The organism is Streptomyces nitrosporeus, assembly GCF_008704555.1.
Classification (GTDB): domain Bacteria; phylum Actinomycetota; class Actinomycetes; order Streptomycetales; family Streptomycetaceae; genus Streptomyces; species Streptomyces nitrosporeus.
Genome location: NZ_CP023702.1, coordinates 930,588 through 943,700, shown reverse-complemented (window position 1 = coordinate 943,700; position 13,113 = coordinate 930,588). Strand labels below are relative to the sequence as shown.

Below are 13,113 nucleotides of genomic sequence, written 5' to 3'. Positions count from 1 at the left end.
CGGACAGGCCCCTCCCGCGCCGGAGAGGACACGGGACGCGTGGCGTCCCCACAGCTTCGTCCCGTTCGTGGCCTTCGCGGCGCCGGCCGGGGCCGTCCGGGTGCGCCGGTGCGGGAAGCGGTGTCCCGTCACTGTTTGCCGCCGTCGACGACGACCTCGCAGCCGGTCAGGTAGCCGGCCGCCGGAGAGAGGCAGAAGGCTGCGATCCGGCCGAACTCCTCCGGGCGGCCGTACCGGCGCAGAGCGGTGCCCCGCGGGGACTCGGATGCCTGGAGAGGGGCCCCCTCGGTGGGGAAACGCCCGGGCAGCATGGAGAGTACGCGTATGCCGCGCGGGCCGAGTTCGGCGGCCAGGCTCTTCGCCGCCATGGCCAGACCGGGCCGCAGACCGGTGGAGATCCCGAAGCCGGGAAGCGGGGCCCTCGCGGACGTCGAGAGCAGGAAGGCGATCGCGCCCCCGGACGGCAGTGGGGCCGCGACCGCCCGGGCGCAGCGCAGCATGCTCAGGAACAGGAGCTCGAAGTGTTCGCGCCAAGCCGTGTCGGCCGTACCGAGAACGGTTCCGCGAGCGCTGCTCCCCGTACCGAGCAGGGCGCCGTCGAGCCGGCCGAAGGAGTGGAGGGCGGTGCCGACCAACCGGTCCGCGGTCGCCGGGTCCAGGAGATCGGCGGCGACGCCGGCCACCCGGCCCGCGCCGGTGAGCCGGGCGGCCGCCCGGTCGACCCGTCGTGCGTCGCGCGAACAGATCACCACGTCGGCACCCTCGGCCAGAAGAGCCTGGGCAGTGGCGAACCCCAGGCCCGAACTGCCTGCCGTGACGAGGTAGCAGCGCCCCGAGAGCCCCAGATCCACGGTGTCACCGCCCCCGCTCGTCCCGCCCGGCGGGGGAGACGAAGGGGTGGTTCTCGCCGTGATGCCACGGGAAGTAGTGCAGGGCCCACCGGCGCAGGCAGTTGACGTACAGCGCCAGACCCGCGACGAGCGAGCGGAACTCGTCCTTGGTACGGAGGGCGGGCAGGACGTGGTGTGCCCGGTGCAGGAGGTCGCGGAGGTCGTGGAAACCGCAATGGCCGAGGAAATCGGCTTGCATCGCTGTCAGCGGCGGCAGAACCGCCCGGAGGGAGTCGAGGGTGGTCCGGGAGTCGTAGGTGGCTGCCACGAGGGGGGTGAGCGTGGTGGAACCCAGCAGGCGCAGTTCCCCGTTGACGTACACCAGTGTCGAGAAGTACTGTCCGCGACTGCCCAGCGGGACGCGCCCTCGGTGCAGGTCGAGCAGTTCGCCGGGCGGGGTGAGCCAGATGCGCTCGGTGTGCGCGTAGAGGTCGTCCAGCAGGACCTGCGCGGCCGGATCGGTCACGTCGGGCTGCCGGGGCAGCCGCCAGGAATCGCCGGGTTCCAGATGGCGCGACACCCGCACGTCGAGGATCCGTTTGGTGCGGTAGACCGCTTCCCAGCACTGTTCGGCGGTGTGGCGGAGGGTCGGCAGGTCCTCCTCGCCGATCCTCGCCACGCGGGCGCAGACGGTCGGTTCGAGGAGCGGCGCGTACGTGATCAGCAGGTGCTGCAGGCGGGACAGGTAGACGCTGCCGAGGGGGGCCGCGCTGCGGTCCTCCGGGGTCCTGTGCCGTGTGTGGACGGGCTCGACCCCGGGCGCCAGGTGGTAGAAGTGACCATCGGCGACGACCGCGTGGCTCTGCACACTGCGGTAGGGAAGCATGGCCCACCAGACCTGCGCCAGTTCGGGGTTCAGGTCCTCGGCCAGTGTGGCGGTGACCTTCGTGCCGAGGGCGGGCCACTCGATGTCGACGCGTTTCACGCTGTCCTCCGGGGAGTCCTGGGTTCCATGGGTCCGGGCGGACACTCCGGGCCGAGATCGGCAAGGACGTGGGCGGGGCCGCGGAAGACGCTGCCGCGTCCGCCGGGCTGCGCGGAACCGGCGGGTGCCGCGCCGGCACAGGGGAACCTCGCGCCGAGGGCGGGCAACAGGGCGTCAGCCAGAGCGTGGACGAGCGGCACGCCGACGCAGCGGTGCGCGCCCAGGCCGAACTGCAGATGCCGGTTGGGGGCGCGCCGGAGGTCGAGACGCGCGGGATCGGGGAAGACGCGGGGGTCGCGGCCGGCCAGTGCCAGGGAGACGATCACGAGGTCGCCCCGGGCGACCGCGGTACCGGACAGGTCGAAGTCCGCACGGGCGAAACGCCACACCCCCCGTACGATCGGCCCGTCCAGGCGGAGGAACTCGTCCACGGCCGTACGGCGCACCGCCGGGTCGTGGCAGAGGCCGGCCCATCCGTCGACGGCCAGCAGGCCGAGCAGCGCGGTGGCGAGGAAGTCGACGGTGCTCCGGCGGCCCGCCACGTACATCTGGAGTACCACGTCCGCCCATTCGTCGGACGGCAGGTGTCCGCGCACCCCGCCGTCCCGGGACGGCCGGCCTTCACCGGACGGGCCTGCCTCAGGCACTCCGCCGGTGCGGACATGACGGCGCAGCACCGCGCGGGCCCTGCCGATCTCCGCCCGCACCGCGTCGCCGGTCATCGGGCGTGTGAGGAGGTCCGCGTGCGCCCGCAGAGCCTCGTCGACGAGAGGCGGAAGGCCCAGGAACGTACTCACCGTCCGCTCGACCAGCGGCCTCACGACGGTGGGCAGCAGGTCCACGCGGCTTTCGGGGGGAAGTGCCGCGACGAGTTCGGCTCCGAGTGTCCGGGCATGCTGTTCGAAGGCCGCGAGACGACCGCCGGAGAACGCGCGCAGGGTCTCACCACGCAGCCGGGTGTGTTCGGGCGGGTCCCTGTCGATCAGGCCCACCCGCATCGGCGACACATGGTGCGCCAGGGCGGGGTGCGCGTGCCGCTGGTCGCTGGAGAGCTCCGGCGCCGACAGCGCGGCCACCGCTGCCGCGTACCCCGTCACCCACCACACGTCGAACCGCTCGTACAGCCTGACCCGGGCGACGGGGCCGGAGGAACGCAGGGACTCCAGCAGGGGATACGGGTCTTCCATGGCCCCGGGGTCCTGGGGCAGGTGATGGAGAGGGCAACGCGGCCCGTCGTCAGATGTGTGCACGGTGCCTCCCGCCCGCCGCCCGGTGGTCCGGCACACCGGGTTGCGTGCCTTCGCCGTCCCGCAGGAACGGAAGGGAGGGGGAGGACATCCTGTCCCGCCCTCCGACGACCTGCCGGGCCGCGACCGCCGTGGTCCGGGCACGGACGACCCGTGGGCCGGCCCCGTCGGCGAGCTGACCGCGCAGCACATGCGGTGCCGGTGCCGTGTTCTCGCCTGGGCCAGGAGACTGGGACGGGACCGGGGGCGGGAGCGGAAAAGGAGTCTGGGCCATGGGAATTCTTCTCCTGGGATGCCGGCCCGAAAGCCGGGGGCGCAGCACACGGAATGGCGTGGGGTGACGTCGTGGCCTCGCGCTGTTCTTTCAGAAGAGCACACCCCGCAGGTTGATCGCCATATCCCGAAAGGACTTGTTGCCGCTCCCCTTCGCCTTTCCGGGGGAGGAGCTCCCCCTTCTCCTCTAAAGGCCCTTTTCCTGCATGGCCGGTTCGAGGAGTCGCCCGTAGCGGCAGAGGGCGGCTGCGAGCCCGGGGAGAACCAGGCGGTTGTCCGGCTGAGGCTCGTAGTGGTGATCGGGCCAACGGCGTCCGGACAGCCAGGACATGGTGCGTTCGGCGCCCTTCGGGACATGAATTCCGGAATCGGTCCTGTGCCGGTCCACAGGGCCCGGTCCTGCGAGTTCGTCCCTTCTTCTCATCACGGGCACGGACCGGTCCGAGAACCGTTCGCGACGGATCGATCAGGTTCTGGCCGTCAAGGAGTTGGACCGCCTTCTGGTGCGGCTGCCCCGCACCCCGGACCGGGACCGGACGGCGAACCGGCGATGCGCGGTCGGCTTCGATGCCCCGGATCACGACGGCAGGACCCGCCGGACGCGACCGCTGTCCGGCACGTGGACGACAGCGGCGGAAACCGCCACGGCACAGACGTCCGCGACCCCACAGCCCCGCGGACGCACCCGCGCCGGCGGTTGTCCGCCCCGGTCGGGATGCTTCAGCCGATGGGCAGCAGGGCGGCGCGCCCGATGACCTCACCGTCGTACTTGAGGACGAGGCTCTTTCCCGTCGCGCCGAGCCCTGTCGGTCCAAGAACCGGATAGTCGTTCTGGAACGGGCTGGAAAGAGGCGGGAAGATCGTCACCTGATGCCGGAACGCCGGAGTCAGGTCGAGGTGGACGGTGCCGTTCAGCCGCTGTACCTCAAGCGTGTACCTGTCCACGTCGTTGTCGTCGAGGCCGGTGTTGAACTGTCCGGTCACCCGCGTCATGCCCCCCGGGATCTCCGTGAACACGAAGCGTCCGGTGACGGACCGGATGATTCCCGGGAAGTCGGCGTAGGCGGCGTCCCCGACGGCAGCGGGGGTGGACACCGCCGGGGGAGGCGCCGACGTCTGCGCCGGGGTGGTTCCCGGCACCTGGATCCGCCGGAAGGCGTACGGCTCGGGTGGTGTGCCTGGGGTGGAGGTCCACACGGTGCTTGTGCCGGGGGCCTGGAGGCAGGCTGTCACAGCGGCCGCGACATCGGCGGTGCTCTGTACGGGAATTCCCTCATGGACGAGGTCGGCCAGGACATCGCTGATGAGCGGGGTGTCGGTGAAGTAGAGGCAGAGGACCCGCACCCGCACACCCTGCCGCCGGGCCGTGGGTGCGACGGCTCTGACAAGGCCGACGGTGGCCGCCTTCGCGGCGGTGTAGTAGGGGAAGCGGTCGTACCCCGTGAGGCCCGCGAGTGAGGAGATCCCCAGGAACGTGCCCCGGGCCGATTCAGCCAGTACGGGCAGCGAGGCCGTCAGCGTGTTGCTCATCGTGATGACGTTGTGGGAAAGGACATCCTCGCATTCATCCGGCAGGGGCGAGCTGACGTCGGTGGTTCTTCCTCTGCTGCCCGCCGCGGCCACCACCGTGTCCAGGCCGTGCAAGGCCCGTACTGCCGCGTCCACGGCCCGTACCGCCGCGGAAGGGTCCCGGAGGTCTCCCGTCCAGTACGGACAGGGGATCGAGTCGGCCACCGCGGCCGTCCGACGGAGATCGCGGCCGCAGAGAAAGACACGCGATCCTTCCGCGGCGAGCCTGCGGGCAACGGCGCTCCCGTTTCCGCCGCTCCCCCCGGTGACCAGAACTGCCGCGTCCCGCGGAGAACGTGAGATTCCGGATGTCATGGGTCCCCTTTTCCAGCCGTACGTCAGTCGCCGCGGAACAGCGGCGTCTCCCCGCTCACATGGGCTTCCCAGGCTCGCCGTGCGTCGTTGATCTCGTGGTGCGAGCGATGGTGGTACCGGTCCTGCAGAGTCAGGGCCTCATCGGTTCCCAGACACCACGCGCGTTCCCGGAGTTCCTTGAAGAGACCTATGGTCCTCGTCGGAGCGGCGGCGAGCTCCTCGGCGAACCGCGTCGCCTCGGGATGAAGCCGCGAAACAGGAACGCACCGGTCGATGATCCCCCGGGCAACGGCCTGCCGGGAGTCGACCCGCTCACCCGTGAGAAACATCCGGGTGGCTACCGAGGGGCCCACCGCCCTGGAGAGCATGGCCACATCGCCGAGATGCGCCATGGGCAGACCCGGGGTGGCGAACCACGCGTGGTCAGCCGCCACACGGTAGTCCCCGGCGCAGACGAGGGAGAGACCCGCGCCGACCGCGGGGCCGTTGACCGCGACGATCACCGGAACGGGCACGGCGACCATCAGACGGCAGATCGTCAGGTACAGGTGTTCGTGCGTACGAGGGTCGTTGGGGGTGCCGTCATAAGATCCGTCCCGCCACCCCCCGGTGGCCCGCAGGTCGTCACCCGCGCAGAAAGTCGTGCCCGATCCGGTGATCAGTACCGCGCGGACATCGCGGTTCTCGGCGCACTCCCTGAGCGCGGCCGCCAGCTGTCCGGCAAGGGCGAGATCAAGCGCGTTGCGTTGCTCGGGGCGGCTGAGAGTGAGTGTCAGCACACCGGATCCGAGGTGACGGGCGAGGACTGCTTTCATGGTGATCTCCGTACCGGGGTTCATCGGTAGACACCTGCGGGGTCGAGGTCCCTGAGCGCACCGAGTTCCCGTTCCGTGATCCCCGGCTCGACGACAGGTGCGGGGAACCGGGCGTTCCAACGGGTGGTGGCCGCCACGGTCCTCGCGGGATCCGCCCGCGGCCGTCCAGGCGGGGCGAGCCAGCTCGACAGCGTGAACTCGCCCGACGGGCCCGTGCGTTCGAATCGGCCGTACTGGCTGACACAGGTGCGTACCCGGTCTCCGGGGCTGGTGACGTGATGCACGGCTGACACGTATCGGTTCTGACGTGCCGGGGCCATGACGACGCACCGGGCGGCGGTGACGATGTCGCAGGCTCCCCCCGGTCCGGTCATCCAGTCTCCGGAGGGCAGAACCGAGGTGTTGACGTTCCCGGAGGGGTCGATCTGGCCCGCCGACAGCACGCCCAGGCAGGAGTCCGCGCCGGCTGTGACGATTCCACCCATGACGTCAGCCATGGAGAGGTTCGAGGCGGCGTGGGTCGCGTGCCGACGGGCGAACAAGTAGACGTCCCCTCCCGTCGGCCGCATGTCGTGGAAGCCGAGTTCGCAGCAGATGCTGACCGGAACGCCTTCTCGGGCCAGTTCCGAGCCGGCGAGCCATGCGGCCAGGTGGGAGTGGCCGATGCCTGCCAGGACCGTACGGAACCCGCCGGTCCGCACCTCGTCGGCGACGGTGCGCGCGCCGAGGATGATGAGCTGCTCCCTCTCGGTGAGGCCGTTCCCGGCGGTGGGAACGGTGCGTGGCGGTGGGGTACTTCTGGCATCCAGCGCCCGAAGGTAACCGGCATGGCTTCCCGGCGCCTCCACCCACTCCTCGTACCAGTCCCGGGCCTCGCCCGCACCGCAGCGTTCGGTCACTTCCGCGAGGAACGCGTAGTCGTCGTCGTACCCGTCGACGCCTGTCGCCGGCCCGCACGACAGGGATTGCGGGTGTGCGCCCCGCTCGGCCGCGCACAGCCCCCGGACACGGTGGCCGGGCACCATGACGAGTCCGGCGCAGGTGCCGGGCAGTTCGTCGACCACGCGCTCAGCGGTGGCGAGGACCCCGTCCCTGGCCGCCGCGGAGCTCCAGGCACCTTCACCGCCCGGACTGCCCAGCACCAGATTGCCCGAACGGTCGGCCAGCACCGCGTGAACGAGTGTCAGGTCGGGGCGCAGAGGCGGTATCAGGTCCGCGGTCGTCCCGTCCCTGAGCCGGACCCGCTGGAGTTCCTCCTCCTTGCCCCGCCGGAGGTCACTGTGGAGCAGGGACCTGCTGAGGCAGGCCGGGGAGCCCGTGCCACCGGCGATCAGCCGTTGCGTCAGGGTCCACAGAGGCCAGACGCTAGCGGTGAAGGGCCTTCCACGCGTCAGTTCCGCGTACAGGGGGTTGGGCCGGGGGAGAGGATACGTGTCGCCGAGGAAGCCGGTGATCATATGACGCACGGCACCGGACAGTGCCAGGGCATGCGCGCTGGAGTGCACGGCTGCCATGCTCACCGTCACGTCCCGGCGATTTCTACGGGTGCGCGCCAGCGCGTACACGAGGGCGTTCGGGCGTGACATCGTGGCGGCGAAGTGGAGGTGGTTCCCGGGCCGCACGACGGCGTTCAGCATGTCGTCCGGATCTCCGAAGAACTGCGGGGTCACGAGGGGACCCCCATCAGCAGCGCGGACGACTGGCTCCCCAGGGCGAAGGACAAGGAGAGGGTCTTCCGCACCTCGATGCGGCGTGGCCCTTCGGCGACATGGTCGTGATCGCAGTCCGGATCGACCGCGCCCACCATGCGTGTGGGTGCCAGCTCCTGGTGGTAGGTCATCAACGCGCAGGCCGCGGCATTGACGATTCCGGATGCGCCGAGCGTATGGCCGAAGACGGGCTTGTTCCCACCCAACGGTGCCCAGCGGGAGCGCGGTCTTCCCGTGAACAAATGGGCCATCATGCGGGATTCGGTGCGATCGTTGAGCCCTGTGGAAGAGGCGTGGCCGCACACGTAGGAGAGATCGGCGGGCGCGACTTCGTGCCGCGCCAGCAGCCGGGTGACGAGCCCGGCCATGCTCGTGCCCGTGGCATCCATACTCGTCGCGTGGGCGGCCTCGTTCTCCGAACGCTGCCCGAGGACCGTGGCGTAGATCCTCGCGCCCCTACGTTTGGCATGCTCAGGATTCTCCAGAACCAACGCCACGGCTCCTTCCCCCAGAGCGAACCCGTCGCGGTCCAGCGAGTAGGGGCGCATCGCTGTTTCCGGTTCGGAGACCCGGCTGCTCAGGACACCCAATGCGTTGTAGGCGTGCAGCAAGTCAGGCACCAGCGGGAACTCGTGGCCCACGACGATCATGGCGTCCGCGCTGCCCGCGGCGATCTGGCCTGCGGCCCAGCCGATGGCCTGGTGCCCGCCCACACATGCGGAGCTCAAGGTGGAGACCTGCCCCTGGATCCCGGCGTAGACCGCGAACAGGGAGGCAGGCGCTCCCGGCAGGCTCAGCAGGGCGTCGGCTCTTCCCGGACGGGTACGCAGACCGTTCGGGCTGTTGTCGGACCACCACTGCAGTGGCCCCCGCGAACTCGAAGCGGCGATGCCGATCCGCTGCGGATCGAGCTCGCCCGGCGACAGTCCGGCGTTCTGGCGTGCTTGCTCCATCGCGGCCATCGTCAGGAGGATCTCGTCGCTGTACGACTTGGCGAAGCGTGGTTCGATTCCAGGCAGCAGGTCCACCGGGCGCCGACGGTCCACGACGGCGCCGAGTGGATTCGGCAACTTCTCGAACGCGCCGTCCTGCAAGGCCCGTACGCCGGGTCGAGCCGATCGCAGAGCGATCCAGAATTCCGCGACACCGGATGCGCCGGATAACTCCGTGCCGATTCCGGTTATTGCCGCCGATGGGCGAATCTCTTCGTTCATTTCTTTCCGATCAGTTGATCCAGGGCCCGGGCGGCCGGCAGAGGAGAGCAGTGGACTCGACCGCTGAAGCCGAAAAGATCATGAGTTCACGTCGCCTTGCCCGTCCGGGTGAATCCGGGGTGATCGAGACCGGGACGGCACGGGCTTTTCGGCGGCACCGACGGCAACCCGTAGGTGCCGCCTGCCCGCTCGGCCCGCTGTCGTCATGCGCGCACGGCTCGGTGCCGTGGCACCGGGTGGGCATCCGTGGTTCCGGGGCCCGGTGGAAAAGGTCGTCGATCATCCAGCACATTCAAATGCGATGGCAGCTCGGATGCCATGGACCGGTCGCACCTGACGCGTTGAATACACGGCGGCGATGAAACCTGGCCTCCCAAGGCTTCGGTGGCCGGTTCCTGCCGGTGCCGCAGGCCGTCCCGCTGTTCCTGGTGACTGAGGGAGGGGTGGGGCGGGGGAGTCCTGCGGAGGCTTTGCCATGACTTACCGCCATATGTGAAAAAGATCATCGAGCAGTGATCAATTTTGGTTTGGCCTGTTTTCGATCCCTCGAACGGGTGATTCGAATTTCCTTGCATGTTGACGGTCTGGTAATTCATTCAGATGACAGTTGAACGTGAAATGAATGCGATCTCCTCGATCCGGGGAGTCCGGATCACGAGGAGTGATTGTGAACAGGACCCGTATGCTGAGCAGGGTCTTCTCCGCGGAAGCCTGCGAGCCGGGTGAAATCGTCATTGCCGCCGACCGGTTCACCCACGGTTCGCGTGAGCGAGTGGTCTGCGCGCATTCCGATCTGCTGCGTGGAAGCGTCGAGCGGAGTGGCCTGCGGGCGGTCGTCCGAGAGATGCGGGTCTCGCCGGCGGCGATCGGGGGGCTGGACGGGGCGGGTATGGCCGGCTGGGCTCTGTCGTACGAGCTCGACCCCGCGCACTGTGTCGGTTTCGCCGCGTTCGCCCATGCGGAAGACGTACGCGGGGCCGAGGTCGCGGCGGATGCGATCGCCGAGTGGTCGCGGGCGCTGCGTACGCGAGTCCTGGTGAGGGAGGGGGCCGGTGCGGTGTGCACGGGTACCCGGAGGCTGCTGGAAACGGTGGCGCGGCAGAGCGACGGATCCGGCGAGCGGGTTGTCGTGTACGGAGCGCAGGGGTGCGGGCGGGCGGCGGTGAAGGAGATCCACCGGCTCGGGGGGCGTCTCGGAGGCGAGGGGGTCGCGCCGAAGCCCGGCGATGTGGCGGTTGTGGGCCCCCTGCCCCTCCGTGGCGAGGAGCGGGTGGTGACGGAGGCAGGGGCGCCGGTGCCGGTGGTGGACGCCACGTGTGAGCGGTACAGGGCGGCCGCGGACGAGATCGGCCGTCTCTCCGGGCAGGGCGGGCATGTGGTGCTGGCCGCCCCCGGACGTGAGGGGGCGGCTGTCGAGTCGCTGGGGGAAGCCGTGGCGGGCCGGCTGACGGTTGTCAGCGACCCGGGCGGCGCGGAGTCCGTGCCGGTGCCGGCTCCCGGCGCTGTCGGGGTCGTGCTCGTCCCCGGTCGGGCTGTTCGTCCGTCTCTCGCCGTCGAGGGCAGCCTGCGGACCCGGTTCGGACACGTGATCCCGCAGCGGCCCGCCACTTACTGCTGGGAGGCGGACGACCGCCGCGACTCCGTGCGCTCCGTCGCCGCGGTCGTGGATCTCCTGCTCGTGGCCACCGACGCGGCCGACCAGGAGCTGGACGACATCCTCTCGTGGGTGCCGTCCGGCACCCCGGTACGCGCCGTCGGCGCTCTGCGCGACCTTGAACCGGGGTGGCTGCGCTCCGTCGGGCCCGTCGGAGTCGTGGCGACCTCGAACGCGCCGCCGCAGCTGGCCGAGGAACTCCTGACCGGACTGCGTCTGCTGGGCCCGACCGACACCGTGCTCCGGTCGGTGTCCACCACGCGCGTCGGGTGACAGCCGCACCGCGGAGGCCCGCGTACGGGGCCCCTTGCCGGAGGCGACACGGGGCCCGTGCCGGAGGCGATCGGAATTCAGGAGTCCGTTTTCATCGCACGGCTGTATTCAGCGCGGCCGGCCGCGCTTCCTCTTCCCGCGGTTCTGCGGGGCGGCGAACGTGATGGGCATGGGTCCGACCGGTGACGTGGGGTGTGCCGCACCTCGGAGGGGCCCCTGCGGATGAGGGCCACCCACGCATGTGCCGACGGAGGTGGCCGCCCTCATGCGTCCGCCGCGAGGCGCTGTCCGGCCGTCCCGCTCCCGGTACTCGCGGAGAAGGCCACCGAGCGGGCGGCCGGCGTTCACCGGGTGTGCGCCGGACGGCCGGACATGGATGAAGGGTGGGAGGCGCCGTGGGCAGGCCGACGCGACCGAACGAAGCCTTACGCGCCCTGATCGCCGAGGCCGGCCTGACGGCCGGCCAGCTGGCCGCGGGCGTCAACCGGGTGTCACGTGAGTCCGGAGCGCCGCTCGATCACGACCGCACCACCGTCGCGCACTGGCTCGCGGGGACGATGCCCCGGCGGTCGTCCCGTCCGCTGATAACCGAGGCCCTGTCACGCTCGCTCGGGCGGCGCGTCACCGCGCTGGACGCGGGGTTTGCCGAGCCGTCCGGGACGGAGCTCCAGCCCCGGGTGCCGGTTCAGGACCCGGTCGAGATACTTCGGAGGGTTTCCGAGCATGATGTGAATGAACAACCCGTCAGGGAACGGGCGGCGAAGACGCTCTACACGCCCGATGACGTCGTTCCCGCACTCGATGGAATCACGGCTGCCGAGTCGGGCTGTACAGAATTTCGCTTCGACAGCGGGCGCGCCCCCATCCGGAAGCAGGATGTACAAGCTGCCGAGGCTCTGGCGCAGGTATTCCATGAGTCGGACATCACCTTCGGCGGCGGGCGTGCTCGGCGGGCTCTGGCGCTTTACCTGGCGGGAGACGGAGCGGAGAAGCTACGACGTCCCGCCTCTCCGGCCCTGCGCCGCGGCATCGTCCAGGCCATGGCCCAACTCTCCTATCTGTGCGGGTTCATGCATTTCGATGACGGCCTGCACGGCATGGCGCAGCAGTACTATCGGGCATCATTGCGACTCTCCATCGAGAACAACTCGGCGCTCCACTACGCGGTCACGCTGCGCGCCATGTCCGTGCAGGCGTGCAGTCTTCATCACGTACGGCAGGCCGTCGATCTCGCTGAAGCGGCTACCGGAACCGTGGCCGGCCCGCCGGTCCACCGGGCTTTCGTGCAAGGCCAGCTGGCGGTGGCCTACGCACTCGACCGTGACCCCTCCCGCGCGATGCGCGCGGTCGCCGAGGCCGAACGTCTCCTGCACCGGTCCCGAGGACCCGTCACCTCGGTCACCGGCCGCTATCACGAGGGATCCCTCCTGCGGCAGGAATCAGCCGTGCGGGAGTTTCTCGGTGATGACGACGGTGCTGTCCGGGCACTCGTATCCGCCGCACGCCATCGCCCGGAGGCCGAGCGCCGGTCACGTGCGATGGTCCACGCGGACCTGGCTGCGCTCCAGCTGAAAGCGGGGCGTCTGGACGAGGCTGCGGACAGCGGGCTCCGGTTTCTTGATGAATATCCCCTTCTGGCCAGCGGCCGGGCGAATCAGGCGCTCGCCGAGTTGCGTGCCGGAATGCGTCCGCATGCCCGGCAACCTGCCGCAGGCAGATTTCTTCGGTGCGCGACGCGGGCCACCTCGAAAGGGTCGGGAGCAGGCTCCGGGAAGGCTGTCCGAGGCGACGTCGACCGGTCTCGGTGAACCCTTGCGCACGAGAACCGTCCAGAAGTCCTCATGGAAGACGGGATGGGTACCACGGAACCCGATGCGTGGTGCGGTCTTGACGACGTACGAGCACGGTGTCCGGACCAGGTCGCCGCGGCCGGGACCAACCCTTGAGGGCTGTCCCGTGAGCCAGGGCCTCTTCCCGGTGGTCCGGGCCCGGAGCGTGACTGCTCCCGTACCGGCAGCGTGGCTGAGATGTCCAGCGGGGCGCCCCGGCCGGGGCGCGACGCGCCGATCCGGACAGTGAGGCCCCGCGCGGTGACGGTGTCCACCGGAGCGCCCTCCGGAACCGCGTCGATGGCGCGGACGGCCTCGTCCGGCTCCGGGAAGAAGTCCCCGGCCACCCGTACGTCGTGCGGGGCGCCCCCGCGTCGAGGCCGGCCACCGGTCCGGTCCA

Annotated in this window: 9 protein-coding genes; 2 read left to right on the top strand and 7 right to left on the bottom strand. The window is 70.2% G+C overall.

What is annotated here, in order from left to right:
* Nucleotides 1–128 precede the first annotated feature (128 nt).
* The 7 genes from CP967_RS04190 to CP967_RS04160 all read right to left on the bottom strand — a co-directional run bounded on the left by CP967_RS04190 (nucleotide 129) and on the right by CP967_RS04160 (nucleotide 8,957).
* Complete coding sequence (locus tag CP967_RS04190) at nucleotides 129–851, bottom strand: SDR family oxidoreductase (protein WP_150486630.1); 723 nt, start codon at nucleotides 849–851, stop codon at nucleotides 129–131.
* A 4-nt stretch (nucleotides 852–855) separates the two neighbouring features.
* Nucleotides 856–1,815, bottom strand: a complete 960-nt coding sequence (locus CP967_RS04185) for a cucumopine synthase-related protein (RefSeq protein WP_150486629.1) — start codon at nucleotides 1,813–1,815, stop codon at nucleotides 856–858.
* On the bottom strand, nucleotides 1,812–3,002 hold the full coding sequence (locus tag CP967_RS04180) for a cytochrome P450 (RefSeq protein ID WP_150486628.1): 1,191 nt from the start codon (nucleotides 3,000–3,002) through the stop codon (nucleotides 1,812–1,814). Before CP967_RS04180 ends, CP967_RS04185 begins: the two co-directional genes overlap by 4 nt.
* A 1,053-nt stretch (nucleotides 3,003–4,055) precedes the next feature.
* Complete coding sequence (locus CP967_RS04175; protein ID WP_150486627.1) at nucleotides 4,056–5,219, bottom strand: SDR family NAD(P)-dependent oxidoreductase; 1,164 nt, start codon at nucleotides 5,217–5,219, stop codon at nucleotides 4,056–4,058.
* 23 nt (nucleotides 5,220–5,242) lie between these two features.
* The gene (locus tag CP967_RS04170) at nucleotides 5,243–6,058 is read right to left on the bottom strand and encodes an enoyl-CoA hydratase/isomerase family protein (RefSeq protein WP_150486626.1); all 816 of its coding nucleotides are present in this window, start codon (nucleotides 6,056–6,058) and stop codon (nucleotides 5,243–5,245) included.
* On the bottom strand, nucleotides 6,055–7,704 hold the full coding sequence (locus tag CP967_RS04165) for a CoA-transferase (RefSeq protein WP_229888380.1): 1,650 nt from the start codon (nucleotides 7,702–7,704) through the stop codon (nucleotides 6,055–6,057). The genes CP967_RS04170 and CP967_RS04165 overlap by 4 nt, the downstream gene beginning before the upstream one ends.
* The gene (locus tag CP967_RS04160; RefSeq protein ID WP_150486625.1) at nucleotides 7,701–8,957 is read right to left on the bottom strand and encodes a beta-ketoacyl-[acyl-carrier-protein] synthase family protein; all 1,257 of its coding nucleotides are present in this window, start codon (nucleotides 8,955–8,957) and stop codon (nucleotides 7,701–7,703) included. Before CP967_RS04160 ends, CP967_RS04165 begins: the two co-directional genes overlap by 4 nt.
* A 667-nt stretch (nucleotides 8,958–9,624) precedes the next feature.
* Here CP967_RS04160 and CP967_RS04155 point away from each other — a divergent pair.
* A complete protein-coding gene (locus CP967_RS04155; RefSeq protein WP_167535322.1) occupies nucleotides 9,625–10,884 on the top strand; it encodes a hypothetical protein in 1,260 nt (419 codons plus the stop codon).
* A 395-nt stretch (nucleotides 10,885–11,279) separates the two neighbouring features.
* Nucleotides 11,280–12,692, top strand: coding sequence for an NsdA family TPR-like regulatory protein (locus CP967_RS04150; protein ID WP_150486623.1), 1,413 nt, complete (start codon nucleotides 11,280–11,282; stop codon nucleotides 12,690–12,692).
* Nucleotides 12,693–13,113: the final 421 nt, after the last annotated feature.